Origin of the sequence: Citrobacter sp. CK188, from assembly GCF_030333525.1 — a bacterium.
Taxonomy (GTDB): domain Bacteria; phylum Pseudomonadota; class Gammaproteobacteria; order Enterobacterales; family Enterobacteriaceae; genus Citrobacter_B; species Citrobacter_B koseri.
In genome coordinates, this window is record NZ_JAOWFU010000027.1 from 1 (window position 1) to 13,139 (window position 13,139).

Below are 13,139 nucleotides of genomic sequence, written 5' to 3' on the forward strand. Positions count from 1 at the left end.
TGAATCGCTACGGATTTAACAGACACCTCAGAGTCATTTAAAATGGCTTAAAGAGAGGTGCACATGAGCAGTAAGCGTTATCCTGAAGAGTTTAAAATTGAAGCAGTCAAACAGGTTGTTGATCGTGGCCACTCTGTTTCCAGCGTTGCAACACGTCTCGACATCACCACCCATAGCCTTTACGCCTGGATAAAGAAGTACGGACCAGATTCTTCCACCAGTAAAGAGCAGTCAGATGCTCAGGCCGAGATCCGCCGACTCCAGAAGGAGCTGAAGCGGGTTACTGACGAACGGGACATATTAAAAAAAGCCGCGGCGTACTTCGCAAAGCTGTCCGGCTGAGGTACGCCTTTATCCGTGACAACTCCTGTTGCTGGCCTGTTCGTCTGCTTTGTCGGGTGCTGAATGTTCATCCGAGTGGGTTTTACACATGGCTTCAGCAGCCGCATTCACCACGGCATCAGGCGGATCTCAGGCTGACAGGACAAATCAAACAGTTCTGGCTGGAGTCCGGGTGCGTTTATGGCTATCGCAAGATCCATCTCGACCTGCGAGATAGCGGGCAACAGTGCGGGATTAACCGGGTCTGGCGGCTGATGAAGCTTGCCGGGATAAAGGCTCAGGTCGGGTATCGAAGCCCGCGAGCGCATAAAGGTGAAGCTAATTTCGTGACACCCAACAGACTCCAGCGACAGTTCAATCCAGATGCACCGGATGAACGCTGGGTAACGGACATAACCTACATCCGAACCCACGAAGGCTGGCTGTATCTGGCCGTGGTTGTTGACCTGTTCTCGCGCAAAGTTATCGGCTGGTCAATGCAATCCCGGATGACAAAAGATATTGTCCTGAATGCACTTCTGATGGCCGTGTGGCGACGTAATCCTCGAAAACAGGTGCTGGTTCATTCTGATCAAGGTAGTCAGTACACAAGCCACGAGTGGCAGTCGTTCCTGAAATCACATGGACTGGAGGGCAGTATGAGTCGTCGTGGTAACTGTTACGACAACGCAGTTGCAGAAAGTTTTTTCCAGCTACTGAAGCGTGAACGGATAAAGAAAAAGATCTACGGAACGCGGGAAGAAGCCCGTAGTGATATTTTTGATTACATCGAAATGTTTTATAACAGTAAGCGTCGGCATGGTTCGAGTGATCAGATGCCACCGACGGAATATGAAAATCAATATTATCAACGGCTCAGAAGTGTCTAGATTATCCGTGGCGATTCACTTGCATTGATTTCAAAGGCTTCTCTTGCAGAATTGCTAGGGCTTGTAATATATATCTTCGATTGGCAAGTGAAGCTCTGAATTATACTTCTTCAGATCAATGTTATAATGGTTATAAAAGTGAATGGTAAGTATGTAGGTGTGAAATCATTATCGAACATAAAGTTTTCTTAGTTCTTTTTTTAAAGTTGATTGCCTGTAAGTAAAAAATTAGTTTTATTTAGCAGGGCTGTGATGAATTATATTTTCATTTAATTATAAGTAACGAGGGGAGTGGTGTGGATTTTGTTTTTTAAAAAATATAATGGCATTACCAGATTTATTATTAATTATAGAAATAAATTATTTACAGGCATGGACATTATTGAAAAATGATTTATTAATGATATCTGTCATCAAGAGTTTTTGCTGATATGTATCCTGTACTATGTACAGTTTGTTATTTTCCCCATGTATGGGGATATTGGAAAGGCTACTGATTAGTAGCCTTTCGTCCATTCAGGCAGCAAAAATTTTAAGCTGTTGCGCCTGGATATAATCTCCCCACCACTGCATGAGAGCTACTCGTTCGGTAATATATTCCGCCCGATTATATGCAGCGATAATTTCGTCTTTTTTTGAGTGGGCAAGGGCCGCTTCAAGTGCATCTGTCCTGAATTTTCCTGACTCTTCCGCTGCCGTTCTTGCAATAGATCGCATTCCATGGGCAACAAGTTCACCTCCAAAACCCATACGGATAATTGCTGCGTTGGCTGTTTGTTCATGCATATGGTTTAAGGGAGCCTTTATGCTGGGAAATACCCACTCGCGGTGCCCACTGATTGATTCCATAGATTTAAGTATCCGAAGAGATTCTTTGCTTAATGGAACCTTATGAGATTTTTTCATCTTCATAAATTCAGCCGGGATGTTCCACATGCTGTTATCCATATCTATATCAGACCATCTTGCGCGGACAGCTTCACCGGGGCGAACCCATGTGAGAAGTTGCCATTCAATCAGTAGTCTTGTTTCTAAACGGACAGATGCATTGTTCAGTGCTGCCAGAAAACGAGGGAGTTCAGAGGGGGGTAGGGCAGGCATATTCTGCTTTTTAGGCTTACTGAAACGTTGGCCCAGATTATCTGCGGGGTTAAATTCAATCAGCTCTTCTGTAGCCGCCCAACGGAAGATTTCATTCAACCTGGAAATGAGCCGTCGCAAAGTTTCCAGTACTCCTCGTTGTTCAATTGGATCAAGATGCTGTTTTAAGAGCTTGGGACGGATCTCATTGATTGGCACATTACCCAGACCGGGGAAAATATTTCGTTCAAGGCTTCGCCAGATGTCGTTAGCATGGTCCTGGGAGATGCCTGACGTTTTGACTTTCTCATCAAGCCACTTCTTGGCTACTGCTTGAAATGTATGTTCCGTTGCATCTTTTAGGGCATTGGCTTTCTGGGTGTTATGAACTTGTGGGTCTATACCATTTGCAAGCAACGACAAGTATTCATCACGTAAAGCTCGTGCCTGGGCAAGTGTAAGATGAGGATAGGTTCCTAAGCTCACCTTAGTTCGCTTTTTGGTCACAGGCACTGCATATCTGAAATACCAATTTTTCTTCCCTCCCTTCGCCAGGGGAGCGATTCGCAGGAGCAAACCATCGCCGTCAAAAAGGTTAACCTCTTTCTCGGCAGGTTTGGTGCTTTTGATTTCAGTGTCAGTAAGCTTCTTAGCGATTTTTGCCATTTTGGGACCCTCAAGTTTTGGACCCTTTATGTTGGGTCCCAAAAAGGGTGCCATAACGAGTAGCTTCTAGCAATTCTCGGTAGACTACCATAGACGTAAAAAAGCCCGCAGAGCTTGTGCTGTGCGGGCTTAGTAGACTTCACTGGACTTCAAACAACTAAAAAGTGGTGGAGCTGGCGGGAGTTGAACCCGCGTCCGAAATTTCTACATCCTCGGTACTACATGCTTAGTCAGTCTTTACATTCGCCTGGCACCTGCGGACGGACACGCCACTACCAAACTAGCCTGATTAGTTTTAACGCTTCAACCCCAGGCAGGGCATCCACGCGATCTCTTTTGGGTTTGACCTCTCTTTGATCCCCGTCTTAAGAGCGGAAGCTAGGGAGAGAGGGCTCAGAGCAGGTTATTAAGCTGCTAAAGCGTAGTTTTCGTCGTTTGCGACTATTTTTTGCGGCTTTTTACGAGGCCAACCGCCCCTCGGCATGCACCTTGGGTTTCGCAAATCCCGTCGAATCCAGAATCAGCCCCAATGTGTTACGTTAAGTATAACAGAGTTGTGACACGCGTGACCAGCCCCCGATTTTCCTTATCTTCAAGGATTTACCGCTCATTTCGCGTGATGGAACGATTTGCTTAAATAGCCAGCAACGAAAGCGGTGTTATCAGGGAACGTTTAGCGGCCTGCATTCTTCATGATACGGGCTTTATCCAGTTGCCACTCACGCTCTTTCAGGTCTGAGCGTTTATCATGCTGTTTCTTACCTTTTGCGACGCCGATTTTCACTTTGCACCAGGCGTTCTTCCAGTACAGTGAAAGCGCGACGACGGTATAACCTTCACGATTGACGCGTCCGTACAGGGAGTCGAGTTCGCGCTGGTTCAGTAGCAGTTTACGGGTGCGAGTGGGGTCGCACACGACGTGCGTTGAGGCGACGGCCATTGGCGTAAAGTTTGCGCCGAACAGGTACGCTTCGCCATCCCTGAGAAGGACATAGCTATCGCTAATATTTGCTTTGCCCGCGCGCAGGGATTTAACTTCCCAACCTTGCAGGGCGAGTCCAGCTTCGAACTCTTCTTCAATAAAGTATTCGTGTCGGGCGCGCTTATTCAACGCAATAGTGGCTGAGCCAGGTTTGTGTGCTTTTTTCTTCGTCATAATGCCGCTCAGTATAGGTAATCTGAAATCGAAAAACACCCCATTTCATCCTGCGGGGGATAAGGCGTTATCTTAGCATGAACCTGCGTAGGCCCTGTTGAGGTATAGCGTTTTTTTTACCTGGGGATAAATGGTATTATTTGTTCGATTTATGTTGATGGAAATTGCTATGCCTCAGATTAGCCGGACCGCTTTAGTCCCTTATAGCGCGGAACAGATGTATAAGTTAGTGAATGATGTTCAGTCCTACCCTCAGTTTTTGCCGGGATGTGTCGGCAGCCGTGTGCTGGAATCGACGCCGGGTCAGATGACGGCGGCCGTGGATGTGTCTAAGGCAGGGATCAGCAAAACATTCACGACACGTAACCAGTTGACGAATAACCAGAGCATCCTGATGCATCTGGTCGATGGCCCTTTCAAAAAGTTGATTGGCGGGTGGAAATTTACGCCGCTCAGCCAGGAAGCGTGCCGCATCGAGTTCCACCTCGATTTTGAGTTCACCAACAAGTTAATTGAACTGGCGTTTGGCCGCGTCTTTAAAGAGCTGGCTTCTAATATGGTGCAGGCGTTCACCGTTCGGGCCAAAGAGGTTTACAGTGTCGGCTAAAATTGTCGTCGAAGTGGCGTATGCGCTGCCCGAGAAACAGTATTTACAGCGTGTGACGTTGCAGGAAGGTGCGACGGTTGAAGAGGCGATTCGTGCTTCCGGTTTGCTGGAACTGCGCACCGATATCGATCTCGCTAAAAACAAAGTCGGTATATATAGCCGCCCGACAAAACTTGCCGACGTGGTTCATGACGGCGATCGGGTAGAGATCTATCGACCGCTGATTGCCGATCCGAAAGAGTTGCGCAGACAGCGAGCGGAGAAATCGGCAAATAAATAATCATGGATGCCTGAACGCTTATCAGGCCTGCATTCTTTCGGCAAAGCGGGTTCAGGTTCGTCAATAATTAAAAAAGGTGCCAATGGCACCTTTTTTAACACCAGAAAACAATCTTACTTGTTGTCGGTCAACGCTGGCTTATTGTCGATGTTGGTCAACACGCCGTTGCTGTTAAAGGTCAGCGTTAAGGTTTGTTGCGTTACGCCTTCATGACCCGGTTGCTGACGGAACACATAGAACCATGTGTTAGTGCCAAAAGGATCGGACATCATCGGTGTACCCAAAGCATAAGCAACCTGCTGTTGCGTCATACCGACGCGCACTTTGGCGACATCGTTAGCGGTCAGATAGTTCCCCTGGTTGATGTCAGGGCGGTAAACCACTCGCTCCAGAGTGGAACAGCCTGCGGTCAACATCAGTAGTACTGCTGCGGCAGCAGTCAGCGTTTTACAGCGCATAGTGATTTGATTCCTTTTCGGGCCCGAGCAGTACGCGGCTCATATGTAATATGCCGATGATAATAGACCTTTCACCACTTTAAAACCTTTTGGTGTCGGGTCTTACGGCGATTTTGTTTTGTACTCAGACCTTAAAGGGTCAAAAAAGTTTACGCAGCCAACAGTTCTTTCGCATTTGCGAGGGTATTACGCGTCACTTCGCTGCCGCCAAGTAAACGAGCCAGCTCCTGTAACCGCGAGCGTTTATCCAGCGACTGCATATGCGTTTCGGTCATGGCGCCGTCCGTTTCTTTGCTGACAAAGAAGTGCTGATGACCACAACCGGCAACTTGCGGAAGGTGGGTGACGCACATTACCTGAGTTGACTCACCTAACTGGCGCAGCAGTTTGCCGACAACGGCCGCAGTAGGGCCGCTGATACCGACATCGACTTCATCGAAAATGAGCGCCGGGGTTTCCATTTTACGGGCAGTGATGACCTGGATTGCCAGCGCGATACGGGACAGTTCGCCCCCGGAAGCGACCTTTGCGATTGGCTGCAATGGCTGACCCGGGTTTGTGGTGACTTTAAACTCTACGCGGTCGGCACCGTCGCTGCTCAGATGATGCTCATCAAATTTTACATCAATAGTGAACCGGCCATGTGGCATCGACAGCGCATGCATGCTTTCGGTGATCAACTGCCCCAGTTCCTGCGCGTCATGCTGACGCTGAGTATGCAGCGCTTTTGCCGTTTCCAGCGCCTGCTGGCGATGTTTGTTCACCGCCAGCGTCAGGGTTTCCAGTGAGTCGGCCTGATCGTCAAGCTGCTGCTGTTCTTCGAGCAGTGACTGATAAAACTGCGGCAGCGCTTCCGGGCTGACGTGATGTTTACGCGCCAGTGAAATCTGCTTAGAAATGCGCTGCTCAAGTTCGAACAGGCGATTGGGGTCTAAATCCAGACGGTCGCAATAGTGACGCAGCTCGTCGCTGGCCTCAGTTATCTGGATTGTGGCCTCCTCCAGCATATCCAGAATGCCAGACAGTTTGCTGTCCATGCCCGTTAGTTCGGTGACTAACTGTTTTGCCGTGTACAGCTGGCTTTGCAGATTGACGTCTTCGCCATCAGCAAGCAACGTCAGCGCATTCTGGCTGGTCGTCAGCAACTGGCCGCTGTTTGCCAGTCGTTTATATTCTTCATCAATTTGCTCAAACTCACCGGGCTGCGGGTTAAATTCGTTCAGTTCTTTCAACTGATATTGCAGCAGCTCCATACGTGCGGCGTGTTCCTGGCTTTGCTGTTGATGATGCGCCAGATCGCGGCAGCTTTGATGCCACAGTTGATAGCGTGAGGACATTTCCTGAATCAGAAGCGCTTCGTTGGCGTAGCCGTCGAGCAGGGATTTTTGATGTTCAGACTTGGTCAGTAGCTGATGCGCATGCTGGCCGTGAATTTGAATGAGCAACTGGCCCAGTTCCCGTAACTGGGAGAGAGGCACGGCGGTGCCGTTGATGAAGCCGCGGGAGCGACCGTCGCTGCTAATGACGCGGCGAAGTAAGCACTCACGCCCTTCTTCCAGTTGGTTTCCTTCCAGCCAGCGCAGCGCTGCTGGCGTATCTTTCAGTGAGAAGCGGGCGCACAGGTCTGCGCGGGTTGCTCCCACCCGCACCATGTCGGCGTCTGCACGGCCACCCAGACACAAGCCGAGCGCATCAATCGCAATAGACTTACCCGCGCCGGTTTCACCGGTAATGACTGTCATTCTGCTCTGGAAATCGATCTCAAGTTCACGAACGATAGCAAAATTGCTGATGGTCAGTTGTGCCAACATAGATGTTTTCCTGTATGAAAAACCATGACTGTGATTACATACAGTATAAACTGGTTTTTTATACAGTAAAGAGGGCGGCGTTAAATTAGAATAATTTTTTTGACCAGCCTAATTTTGTGCTTAATGTGTTGAAATAACTGTAATCTTTAGGGTGTATCAGGTTCAGGTGGTAGTCACAGCGGCGGATCAATACATCTTCGCCTTCCTGTATGGGCAGGGCAATCTGACTGTCGCAACTGATTTCGAGGTCGCTACGGCGGTGTGAGAAACGCAAACGAATCGTGCTGCTGCCGTTAATGACCAACGGGCGTGCGGATAGGGTGTGTGGGAACATCGGCACCAGCGTGATGGCGTCCAGCGACGGCGTCAGAATGGGGCCGCCCGCCGAGAGTGAATAGGCGGTGGAACCGGTCGGCGTGGAGATGATCAGGCCATCGGAACGCTGAGAAAAGGCGAAAGTTTCGTCGATATACACTTCAAATTCAATCATGTGCGCCACTTTTCCCGGGTGCAGCACGACTTCATTGATGGCGGTACTGATGCGTTTCTGGCAGTTTTGCTGGCAGACCTGAGCTTCCAGTAAAAAGCGTTTCTCGGCGATATAATGGCCTTCCAGTACGTCCGCGAGTTGTTGCAGGGCGTTGTCCGGGTCAAGGTCGGTCAGGAAGCCGAGATTGCCACGGTTAATGCCGATCACTTTGATGTCATAGCGCGCCAGCGTGCGCGCCGCGCCGAGCATATTGCCATCTCCGCCGACAACGACGGCGAGATCCGCCAGTTGACCAATTTCCGCCAGCGTGCCGGTTTTTACATTTTTCAGCTGTAATTCGTGGGCGATCTGCTGCTCCACGATGACCTCGTAACCTTTTGTGCATAGCCAGCGGTAGAGCATTTCATGTGTCGTCAGTGCAGTGGGGTGACGTGGATGTCCCACAATGCCAATACACTTGAAATGATTGTTCATTTTCTCGAGGTCCTTGTAGCGAAGATTGATGACAATGTGAGTGCTTCCCTTGAAACCCTGAATCTGATCCCCATAATAAGCGAAGTTAGCGAGATGAATGCGAAAAAAAAACGCGGAGAAATTCATGAGTAGTAAAGAACAGAAAACGCCTGAGGGGCAAGCCCCGGAAGAAATTATCATGGATCAGCACGAAGAAGTTGAGGCGGTTGAATCAGACGCTTCTGCTGAGCAGGTGGATCCGCGCGATGAAAAAATTGCGAATCTGGAAGCGCAGCTTGCTGAAGCCCAGAATCGCGAACGTGACAGCGTGTTACGTATCAAAGCGGAAATGGAAAACCTGCGCCGTCGTACCGAGCTGGACGTAGAAAAGGCGCATAAGTTCGCGCTGGAAAAATTCGTCAATGAGCTGTTGCCGGTTATCGATAGCCTGGATCGTGCGCTGGAAGTGGCGGATAAAGCGAATCCAGATATGGCGTCAATGGTCGAAGGCATTGAGCTGACGCTGAAATCCATGCTGGATGTCGTGCGTAAGTTCGGCGTAGAGGTGATTGCTGACACCAACGTACCGCTGGATCCGAACGTGCATCAGGCGATTGCGATGGTGGAGTCTGAGGATGTTACCCCGGGTAACGTGCTGGGCATTATGCAGAAAGGCTATACGCTGAACGGTCGTACTATTCGCGCGGCGATGGTAACGGTGGCGAAGGCGAAAGCGTAATTTGCCATCCGTAGTGCCGGGTGGCGGCATTCGCCGTACCCGGCCTACAGCATTACTCTGAGATACTCTCCCGCAACGGTTTCACCGGCAAGACTTTAACCTGCTTAATCATATTGTCCTGGACGTCGAGAATATCGATATCGTACTGGCCAATGCGCACGCGCGTTCCGGCGATGGGGATCTCTTCCAGCGCTTCCAGAATCACGCCGTTTACCGTTCGCGCATCGTCTTCCGGCAGGTGCCAGTTAAAGGCTTTGTTGATTTCCCGCACGTTGGCGCTGCCGTCGATAATCACTGAACCGTCATTCTGCGGCGTGACCTCTTCTGCCAGCGTCGGCGACATCGAGGTAGTGAAGTCGCCGACAATCTCTTCCAGAATATCTTCGACCGTCACCAGCCCCTGAATATCCCCGTATTCGTTGACCACCAGCCCGACTTTCTTTTTATTACGCTGAAATTTTACCAGCTGCGTGCTGAGCGGCGTGCCTTCCGGGATGAAGTAGATCTCATCGGCGGCGCGCAGCATGGTCTCTTTAGTGAACTCTTTTTTCTCGGACATTAACCGCCAGGCTTCGCGCACGCGCAGCATGCTGATGGCGTCATCCAGCGAGTCGCGGTAAAGCACAATGCGACCGTGCGGCGAGTGAGAAAGCTGGCGGACGATCGATTTCCAGTCGTCATTGATATCAATGCCGATAATTTCGTTGCGCGGCACCATGATGTCATCCACGCTGACCTTTTCCAGATCCAGCACTGAGAGTAGCATGTCCTGGTTGCGGCGGGAGATTTGCGAGCGGGATTCATTCACGAGCGTGCGCAGTTCGTCTTTACTCAGAGAACCGCTGATGACGATATCCGTTTTAATGCCCATCATGCGCATCAGCAGCCGGGTAATGGTGTTAAGCAACCAGACCAGCGGCATCATCAGCACCTGCAAAGGCGCCAACAGAAAACTGCTGGGGTAGGCCACTTTTTCCGGGTACAGCGCGGCGATGGTTTTCGGCAGCACTTCCGCAAATACGAGGACGACAAACGTCAGTACGCCGGTGGCAATCGCCACGCCCGCATCGCCGTACAGACGCATACCGACGATGGTGCCGATGGCTGAGGCGAGAATATTGACCAGGTTATTACCGATCAGAACCAGGCTTATCAGTCGGTCCGGCTTGCGCAGTAGTTTTTCCACGCGCTTTGCCGGACGGTTGCCCTGTTTTGCCAGGTGGCGAAGACGATAGCGGTTCAGCGTCATCATGCCGGTTTCGGAACCGGAAAAATAGGCTGAAATAACCACCATGATGATCAGTGTGACGATCAGCGTGGTAGTGGAGATATGTTCCAGGGGGTGCTCCTTTAAGACTCAGCTTACAAACTGCTGCAATACGCGGCTGCCGAAATAGGCCAGCGTCAGAATGCCTGCGCCCGCGACGTTAAACCATACGACCCGACGTCCGCGCCAGCCTTCGTGGTAATGTCCCCACAACAGAACAATATAGACAAACCATGCCACGATAGAGAGAACGGCTTTGTCGATATTTTCCATGCTGAACAGGTTATGCATGTAAAACAGGCCAGTACACAGCGTGAGCGTCAGCAGCACCACGCCAATCTGCGTGATGTGAAACATTTTGCGCTCAATGCTCATCAGCGGGGGCATTTCATTATTGAACGCCAGCTTTTTGTTTTTGAGCTGATAGTCGATCCATGCCAGCTGCAACGCATACAGCGCGGCAATGATCAATGTGGCGTAAGCGAACAGCGACAGGCCGATGTGTATCATCATACCTGGCGTGGCTTCGAGGTGGGTGATGTACTCGTTCGGCATGAACGTGGCGAAGGCCAGGTTAATCAACGCAAAGGCGTAGACAACGGGCAGCAGCAGCCAGCCGCGATTGCGTGAGGCGACAATTGTCATGACGGTACAAATCATCAGGCTGACCAGCGAACCGACGTTCAGCAGGCTCAGGTTTTGACCGCTTTCGCCGCCGGGCAGGATTCGGGCTTCCAGCGCAAAAGCATGGCACACCAGCGCGATGACCGCAGAAAGAATAGCCATACGCCGCCAGCCGCTGTTTTTTTGCAGCAAAGCTGGAACGATCAGCGCGAGGCTGATGGAATAGGCGACAAGAGCGAGTAAAGCAAAAACAGGCATAGGAGTGTCGACAGTTGGCCAGTGAGAGAGAAGCAGTATAGCGTTACGTGACCGCTGCTCCAACCGTTGCATAACAACAAAGGCGGCTTCATGTTATACTGCGACAAAATTCTGTATATGTGTCGCGCTAGCGACCAACCGTTTCCACCCCAGGCGAGAGACAATGTTTGATAATTTAACCGATCGTTTGTCGCGCACGCTGCGCAATATCAGTGGCCGTGGACGCCTTACTGAAGACAACGTTAAAGAGACGCTGCGCGAAGTGCGCATGGCGCTGCTGGAGGCTGACGTTGCGCTTCCTGTAGTGCGAGAGTTTATCAATCGCGTAAAAGAGAAAGCGGTTGGTCATGAAGTTAACAAGAGCCTGACGCCGGGGCAGGAGTTCGTCAAGATTGTGCGCAACGAACTGGTTGCGGCGATGGGCGAAGAGAACCAGACCCTGAATCTGGCCGCGCAGCCGCCAGCCGTCGTGCTGATGGCGGGCTTGCAGGGCGCCGGTAAAACCACCAGCGTCGGTAAGCTGGGTAAATTCCTGCGCGAGAAGCACAAGAAGAAAGTGCTGGTCGTCTCTGCCGACGTTTATCGCCCGGCGGCGATCAAACAGCTGGAAACCCTGGCGCAGCAGGTTGACGTCGATTTCTTCCCGTCTGACGTCGGTCAGAAGCCGGTTGATATCGTCAATGCCGCGCTGAAAGAAGCGAAACTCAAATTCTACGACGTGCTGCTGGTGGATACCGCCGGTCGCCTGCACGTCGATGAAGCGATGATGGACGAAATCAAACAGGTCCACGCTTCTATTAATCCGGTAGAGACCCTGTTTGTGGTCGATGCGATGACCGGTCAGGATGCCGCGAATACCGCAAAAGCGTTTAACGAAGCGCTGCCGTTGACCGGCGTGGTGCTGACGAAAGTCGACGGTGACGCCCGTGGCGGTGCCGCGCTCTCTATTCGTCATATCACCGGCAAGCCGATTAAATTCCTCGGCGTTGGCGAGAAAACCGAAGCGCTGGAGCCGTTTCACCCGGATCGTATCGCGTCCCGTATTCTCGGCATGGGCGACGTGCTGTCGCTGATCGAAGATATTGAAAGCAAAGTTGACCGCGCGCAGGCTGAGAAATTAGCCAGCAAACTGAAAAAAGGCGACGGCTTTGATCTGAACGATTTCCTCGAACAGCTCAACCAGATGAAAAACATGGGCGGTATGGCGAGCCTGATGGGCAAGCTGCCGGGCATGGGCCAGATTCCTGACAACGTGAAATCGCAGATGGATGACAAGGTGCTGGTGCGGATGGAGGCGATCATCAACTCGATGACGCTGAAAGAGCGCGCGAAGCCAGAAATCATCAAAGGTTCCCGTAAACGCCGTATCGCAGCCGGTTGTGGCATGCAGGTACAGGACGTTAACCGTCTTCTGAAACAGTTCGACGACATGCAGCGCATGATGAAGAAAATGAAGAAAGGCGGGATGGCGAAGATGATGCGTGGCATGAAGGGTATGATGCCGCCAGGCTTCCCGGGTCGTTAATCAGCCTGGCTTGTTTGCCATTTCGGCACCGGGGTGTGCTCGCCATCCTCACGTACTGCGTGTACGCTCCGGTGGCTGCGCGCACGCCGGCACCGAACTGCCTGCACCGCCGACGGCCTTTTATAGCAGAGTTATCAACTGCTGATTGCATTTTCCCCAGAAATCAGTAAAATTTTCGGGCTTTTAATATGACACCCGGGCTCCGTTCCTCGATGGGGCCTGGGTGTTTTATTCACACAAGAGGATGTTATGGTTACTATTCGTTTAGCTCGTCACGGCGCTAAAAAGCGTCCGTTCTACCAGGTTGTTGTTACCGACAGCCGTAATGCACGCAACGGTCGCTTCATTGAGCGCGTTGGCTTCTTCAACCCGATCGCCAGCGAAAAAGAAGAAGGCACCCGCCTGGATCTGGATCGCATCGCTCACTGGGTTGGCCAGGGCGCGACTATTTCTGATCGCGTTGCAGCGCTGATCAAAGCAGCAAACAAAGCAGCTTAATCTGTCACGGTGGTCA

General features: G+C 51.1%; 13 protein-coding genes and 1 other RNA gene. 6 read left to right on the forward strand and 8 right to left on the reverse strand.

Annotated elements, in window-relative coordinates; all coding sequences use genetic code 11:
* Window positions 1-63: 63 nt before the first annotated feature.
* Window positions 64-1,211, forward strand: a protein-coding gene (locus OGV67_RS04785; protein WP_286464973.1) for an IS3 family transposase whose coding sequence is annotated in 2 segments (ribosomal slippage) — window positions 64-301 and window positions 301-1,211 — 1,149 coding nt in all. Because the reading frame shifts where the segments join, the coding sequence is not laid out codon by codon here.
* Between the two features lie 516 nt (window positions 1,212-1,727).
* Here the strand turns inward: OGV67_RS04785 and OGV67_RS04790 are convergent.
* The 3 genes from OGV67_RS04790 to smpB form a co-directional block, all read right to left on the reverse strand.
* Entirely contained in the window at window positions 1,728-2,957 is a 1,230-nt protein-coding gene (locus OGV67_RS04790; protein ID WP_286465015.1) for an integrase domain-containing protein, read from the reverse strand.
* 165 nt (window positions 2,958-3,122) lie between these two features.
* Window positions 3,123-3,485, reverse strand: a transfer-messenger RNA (tmRNA) gene (gene ssrA / locus OGV67_RS04795).
* Between the two features lie 145 nt (window positions 3,486-3,630).
* Entirely contained in the window at window positions 3,631-4,113 is a 483-nt protein-coding gene (smpB, locus tag OGV67_RS04800) for an SsrA-binding protein SmpB (protein ID WP_012134708.1), read from the reverse strand.
* A gap of 169 nt (window positions 4,114-4,282) precedes the next feature.
* Here smpB and ratA point away from each other — a divergent pair, with 169 nt between their 5' ends.
* Both ratA and OGV67_RS04810 read left to right on the forward strand, forming a co-directional pair.
* Window positions 4,283-4,720: a type II toxin-antitoxin system toxin RatA gene (ratA, locus tag OGV67_RS04805; protein WP_024130854.1), complete on the forward strand. Its 438-nt coding sequence runs from the start codon at window positions 4,283-4,285 to the stop codon at window positions 4,718-4,720.
* Window positions 4,710-5,000, forward strand: coding sequence for an RnfH family protein (locus OGV67_RS04810; protein WP_012134706.1), 291 nt, complete (start codon window positions 4,710-4,712; stop codon window positions 4,998-5,000). The genes ratA and OGV67_RS04810 overlap by 11 nt, the downstream gene beginning before the upstream one ends.
* Window positions 5,001-5,113: 113 nt before the next feature.
* On the opposite strand, the gene bamE is transcribed toward OGV67_RS04810, so the two are convergent.
* The 3 genes from bamE to nadK all read right to left on the reverse strand — a co-directional run bounded on the left by bamE (window position 5,114) and on the right by nadK (window position 8,233).
* The gene (gene bamE / locus OGV67_RS04815; RefSeq protein WP_012134705.1) at window positions 5,114-5,458 is read right to left on the reverse strand and encodes an outer membrane protein assembly factor BamE; all 345 of its coding nucleotides are present in this window, start codon (window positions 5,456-5,458) and stop codon (window positions 5,114-5,116) included.
* Between the two features lie 149 nt (window positions 5,459-5,607).
* On the reverse strand, window positions 5,608-7,269 hold the full coding sequence (gene recN / locus OGV67_RS04820) for a DNA repair protein RecN (RefSeq protein WP_115614543.1): 1,662 nt from the start codon (window positions 7,267-7,269) through the stop codon (window positions 5,608-5,610).
* Window positions 7,270-7,354: 85 nt separating this feature from the next.
* Window positions 7,355-8,233: an NAD(+) kinase gene (gene nadK / locus OGV67_RS04825; protein ID WP_024130853.1), complete on the reverse strand. Its 879-nt coding sequence runs from the start codon at window positions 8,231-8,233 to the stop codon at window positions 7,355-7,357.
* 124 nt (window positions 8,234-8,357) lie between these two features.
* On the opposite strand from nadK, the gene grpE reads away from it, so the two are divergent.
* Window positions 8,358-8,951: a nucleotide exchange factor GrpE gene (grpE, locus tag OGV67_RS04830; protein WP_024130852.1), complete on the forward strand. Its 594-nt coding sequence runs from the start codon at window positions 8,358-8,360 to the stop codon at window positions 8,949-8,951.
* A gap of 52 nt (window positions 8,952-9,003) precedes the next feature.
* Here the strand turns inward: grpE and OGV67_RS04835 are convergent, their stop codons facing one another.
* Together OGV67_RS04835 and OGV67_RS04840 are read right to left on the reverse strand one after the other, a co-directional pair.
* The gene (locus OGV67_RS04835; protein WP_047461874.1) at window positions 9,004-10,290 is read right to left on the reverse strand and encodes an HlyC/CorC family transporter; all 1,287 of its coding nucleotides are present in this window, start codon (window positions 10,288-10,290) and stop codon (window positions 9,004-9,006) included.
* 18 nt (window positions 10,291-10,308) lie between these two features.
* Window positions 10,309-11,100: a cytochrome C assembly family protein gene (locus OGV67_RS04840; protein WP_012134700.1), complete on the reverse strand. Its 792-nt coding sequence runs from the start codon at window positions 11,098-11,100 to the stop codon at window positions 10,309-10,311.
* Between the two features lie 163 nt (window positions 11,101-11,263).
* Between OGV67_RS04840 and ffh the strand changes: the two genes are divergently transcribed.
* Both ffh and rpsP read left to right on the forward strand, forming a co-directional pair.
* Entirely contained in the window at window positions 11,264-12,625 is a 1,362-nt protein-coding gene (ffh, locus tag OGV67_RS04845) for a signal recognition particle protein (RefSeq protein WP_012134699.1), read from the forward strand.
* 249 nt (window positions 12,626-12,874) lie between these two features.
* Window positions 12,875-13,123: a 30S ribosomal protein S16 gene (gene rpsP / locus OGV67_RS04850; RefSeq protein WP_012134698.1), complete on the forward strand. Its 249-nt coding sequence runs from the start codon at window positions 12,875-12,877 to the stop codon at window positions 13,121-13,123.
* Window positions 13,124-13,139 lie beyond the last annotated feature (16 nt).